Genomic DNA, 4960 nt, shown 5'->3' with positions numbered 1-4960 from the left:
GGTCGCCAAGGCCCGCGACGTGCTCTACCTGGGGCGCGGCACCAGCTACCCGATGGCACTGGAAGGCGCCCTGAAGCTCAAGGAAATCAGCTACATCCATGCGGAAGGTTATGCGGCGGGTGAACTCAAGCACGGCCCCATCGCCCTCATCGACGAGAGCGTGCCGGTGATCGTGATCGCCCCCCACGACGCGATCTTCGAGAAGACGGTCTCGAACATGCAGGAGGTGGCCGCCCGCGGCGGGCGCATCATCCTGATCGGCGACGCCAAGGGCGCGGCCGCGGCCGGCCTCGACACCCTGGCCACCGTGACGATGCCCGACCTCGACCCGGTGGTGGCGCCCATCGTCTACGCGGTGCCGATCCAGCTCATCGCCTACCACACCGCCGTCTTCATGGGCAAAGACGTCGACCAGCCGCGCAACCTCGCCAAGTCCGTCACAGTAGAATAGGCCTCACTGGTCAACAGGAAATAAAAATGAAATATCTCAGTTCAAAAATTGATCTACTTCTGCGTTCCGAAGAATGCGCTCAACTCATCGCAAGCAGCAAAATTTTCTCCACATTTGTGTATACTAAAGACGGTATTGATGCGGGAGATCGCCTGACACTTGCAAAAAAATACTTGAAAACAGAGTCTAAGCCTAGCTTATGGAAAAGTCATTTATTTGATTTGGAGTTTTATAAGTCAAATTTGAAGAGAAAAAAAATTCGAGGTGTTGGGAATTATCTTTATCACTATCTTAAATTCGGATGGAAAATGAATCTGTCACCCAATAAATTGATCCACATCGATTTTTATAAGAAACAGGCATCAATAAAACACATAAACATTGATTGCGAGATATTCGAGCATTATGAAACTAGTGGATACATAAACAATTTGTCACCGTCAATGTTTTTCGATAATGATTGGTATCGTAAAGTCAATAAAACAGATAAACAAAACATCACTCCTTTTGCACACTTCTTACTTTCCGGGTCAAATTTAAAATTGAGTCCTACATTTTGTTTTTCAGTCTCTCACATCGAGAGTGAAACGGGAACGAGTTTACCTACAACGATCGACGCACTACAGCTATATATAGACGCTCATATTAAATCATCGCCTATTAATCCGCATATACTATTTGATGAGTTTTTTTATAGAACTGTGTATCCGGACGTAACGCAGAGTAAAATGACAAGTGTAGAGCATTTCACGCATTATGGCATATGGGAAGGTCGCCGGACCAACAACTTTTCCAGCAACAAAGCCGACTTAACTTCGAAGGCAGATAGTGAATTTTTCGTCAATATCGATAAAACTTCTCGTTTCGAACTTAAGGATCTATTTTTTTATTATAACCATCTGGATGGCATAAGGAATTTCCGTTCCGATTTAAGCGTGCGCGATCACAACTCAAGACACAGGCCATTGGCGATAATAACTACTTTCAATGACGCTGACTGTATCAGGTCTATTTTACTAGCAAATATTCGTGAAGGACTTTCTGTCTGGTTGATTGACAACTGGTCCACTGATGGAACATGGGAGATAATTCAGTCCTTACTTCAAGATTCTCATTTATCAACATACATTGAAGGAACAGAACGTTATCCAACGACTGGGGCATCCCAACATTACGATTGGTCGGGAATGTTAGGCCGTAAAGAGAAAATTGCCGAAAATTTTGTTGGCCGATGGATCCTTCATCAAGACAGCGACGAAATTACTGTATCTCCCGTTGCAAATATTACTTGTGCGGAATGTCTTTTCAGAATTGAAGATCGCGGTTTCAACACAGTTAATATGCGGATGTTTGACTTCAGGCCGGTTGACTCTGGGGAGCCGGGAGATGACATAGAAGTTAGCTTTCCCTACTTCGAGTTTTCTAAAAATGTCAGTTATGGCCTCCAAATAAAAGCATGGATTCAGCCTACAGGTCAGGTTGATCTTAAAAGTCATGGAGGACATCGGGTCGAGTTCAAGGACTCAAACGTTTTTCCTCTTCGTTTGCCTCGTAAGCACTATTCAATTCGTTCTGTAGCGCACGGTAGGAGAAAAGTTTTTGCGGAAAGGAAGCCAAGATTCGAAAGAGAGCGTCTCGAAAAAGGGTGGCATACACACTATGACCAAGAGATCTCCGACAAAGATTTCATAAAAGATAAAAGCACCTTGTACAATTACTCCATAAGTGGTCATACTGCTAACTGGTTTGATATGCTCTTACATAAAGATGATTGACTAGAAGGGGTTGTGTTATATGAGTAAGACGTTGACAAAAGTGGTTTGTGTTGGGCATCTCCCCTACTTTGGACTACATATGCCAAGCTCAACTGATAGCCTATCCGTCGAGCATTTGGAATTTTACCACGGCGACTCAAGTACTGTCTTTAATTTATTAGAAAGATTTAAACCCCAAATCCTGTTTGCATTTCGTCCAGAGCTTATACCTGCGTCCGTATTAATGGCCTTTTCAGGATTAAGAATTGGATTTTCAAGCGAGATCTTTCCAAAATTAATAAACTTCCCATCTAAGATCGATCCTGAACATGAAGGCAAACTTCGTTTTTTTCTAGGAAGCTCGATAAATTTCTACGACTATATGTTTCATTACGATGCCGCATCTCAGGAATACAACGAGAGCAAAGGCGTTTTCATGAGCGGATATCCGCCTTATCCATTGAATGACAAGCTGTTTGATGATGTAAACGTTGAGAAAGATATAGATGTACTGTTTATTGGCAGAATCTCGAAACGAAGATATCAAGCCTTGGAAAAAATAAAACGGAGAAAAATTAGATTGGTTAGTATTGATCACGGGTTGTTCGGAGATGATATTATTAATTTACTGAGGAGGTCCAAAGTAGTACTCAATATACATGCAGAAAAACATGTTTCTTTTGAGCCAAGAGTACTTATAGGTGCTGCAGTCGGAGCCTGTGTCGTCACTGAAGAGATTAATATTCCACAGTGGCTGCCCGATAATCCATTTCAGATCATTAATATCGATGACGAAAATTGGATCGACAAAATCGATGAGTCTTTGATTCGTTTCGATCATTCGTTTGTAGAGCGGCAAAATTTTAGAAATGGGTTGCGATCTATATGTTCGGCGAACAAATTCTTGGAAGATATAATAAATAAGGCTCGCTTAGGTGATGTTAATAGATTTCAGCTAATAGCTTAGGTGTTGGTGTATTTGTTCGTTCTAAAAAATTTCCCGTAATTTCTATCGACTGGTCGTTTGTATCGTAACACTCGTCGGCTGCTGCGTAAGGTATCCTTCGTCGATGCTTTGCCAGCAAGCTGGCCTGTCTCCGTTCGGTGACGCGCGTTCGAAGTTAGTGCATCGTCAATCGCGTGACGATGGCAGGGCGAGCGGACGGCACTAAGCTCCTCTGTCCCGTTGGCCAAATGACAAGCGCTGGTGCAGGCAGCTAGCACTACTTTGGCAGACTGAGGGAACACGGTAGGTTTTTGCGGATTCGCAAGCCACGGCGATGGGCTTGGGGGGATCGCGATGCCGGCGGCTGCGACTAGCACTACTTTGGCAGACTGAGGGAACACGGTAGGTTTTTGCGGATTCGCAAGCCACGGCGATGGGCTTGGGGGGATCGCGATGCCGGCGGCTGCGGAGTGGCGTGACGATCTGGATCGATGGCTGCAGCCGTCCCTGGCGGGCCTGTCGCATCCGGCGCGCCGGGCGATGTGCCCGCTCTACGTGGCCGGGTTGATCGGCCTGGGCGACCGCAAGAGCGTCCAGCCGATGGCGGCGCGGGCCGATGGGGTTCCCTATGATCGGCTGCACCACTTCATCGCGGCCGGGATCTGGGATGAGGCGCCGCTGCAGCAGGCGCTTCTCGGCGAGGCCGATCGCCTGGTCGGCGGTTCGGATGCGATCCTCGTCGTCGACGACACCGCCTTGCCGAAGAAGGGCAACCGCTCGGTCGGCGTGGCGCCGCAATACGCCACGACGCTGGGCAAGACCGCCAACTGCCAGACGCTGGTGTCGCTCACGCTGGCGCGGGGCGAGGTGCCCGTGGCGGTCGGCCTGGCGCTGTTCCTGCCCGAGACCTGGACGAGCGACCCGGACCGGATGGCATCGGCCGGCGTCCCCGAGGATCGGCGTACGGCCCGCACCAAGCTGGAGATCGCCGTCGCGGAGATCGACCGGGTTCGGGAGGGTGGCGTGCGCTTCGGCTGCGTGCTGGCCGATGCGGGTTACGGCTGCTCTGCTCCATTCCGGCAGGCCCTGAGCGCGCGCGGTCTGAGATGGGCCGTCGGGATTTCGGGACGCAGCAAGGTCTACCCGGCCGACGTGGCGATGATCTTCCCCGTCGCGGGGCGTGGGCGACCGCGCCAGCATCACGTGCCGGATCAGGTCTCGGTCGCGGCCGAGACGATCCTGGCGGACATGACCGGCCGGTCGGTGACCTGGCGACACGGCACCAAAGGTCGGCTGCGGGCTCGCTTCTGTGCGTTGCGCGTCCGGATGGTCGATGGTCCGACGCAGCGGATCGGCACGATGGGCAATCAACATCTGCCTGGGGAAGCCGTCTGGCTGGTCCGCGAGGAGCGCGGCTCAGGCGAGCGCAAGTTCTACCTCTCGAACCTGCCCGCCGATGCGACCCTCAAGCAGCTCGCCGCCATGATCAAGGCACGCTGGATCTGCGAGCAGGCTCATCAGCAGATGAAGGAGGAGCTCGGCCTCGATCACTTCGAGGGCCGCTCCTGGACCGGTCTGCATCGCCATGCGCTGATGACGATGATGGCCTACGCCTTCCTCCAGTCCCGGCGGCTCGCAGCAGCGGGGCGGAAAAAAAACAATCGCCTGCCCACCGCCCCATCCCTCGATGCCAGCGATCCGGCAAGCCATCCTGGATCACCTCAGCCGGCCACCACCGCGGCGATGCCCACACTGTGACGCTGTGCTCGATCAACCGCCTTGAGATCAATCTGCCAAAGTAGTGCTAGT

4 protein-coding genes are annotated in these 4960 nt (G+C 50.9%); all 4 read left to right on the top strand.

Annotated elements, in window-relative coordinates; all coding sequences use genetic code 11:
* Positions 1–451 (top strand): SIS domain-containing protein (locus tag ASF49_RS15200; protein ID WP_156653049.1); only part of this gene is annotated, 451 nt, incomplete at its 5' end.
* 26 nt (positions 452–477) lie between these two features.
* Positions 478–2226, top strand: a complete 1749-nt coding sequence (locus ASF49_RS23160) for a glycosyltransferase (RefSeq protein WP_082511330.1) — start codon at positions 478–480, stop codon at positions 2224–2226.
* A 19-nt stretch (positions 2227–2245) separates the two neighbouring features.
* On the top strand, positions 2246–3172 hold the full coding sequence (locus tag ASF49_RS23790; RefSeq protein WP_156653048.1) for a hypothetical protein: 927 nt from the start codon (positions 2246–2248) through the stop codon (positions 3170–3172).
* 432 nt (positions 3173–3604) lie between these two features.
* Complete coding sequence (locus tag ASF49_RS15195) at positions 3605–4909, top strand: IS701 family transposase (RefSeq protein WP_056474495.1); 1305 nt, start codon at positions 3605–3607, stop codon at positions 4907–4909.
* Positions 4910–4960: the final 51 nt, after the last annotated feature.

Origin of the sequence: Methylobacterium sp. Leaf104 (assembly GCF_001422885.1) — a bacterium.
Taxonomy (GTDB): domain Bacteria; phylum Pseudomonadota; class Alphaproteobacteria; order Rhizobiales; family Beijerinckiaceae; genus Methylobacterium.
Note: the sequence above shows the minus strand (reverse complement) of the source record. Positions and strands in the feature narration are given on the sequence as shown.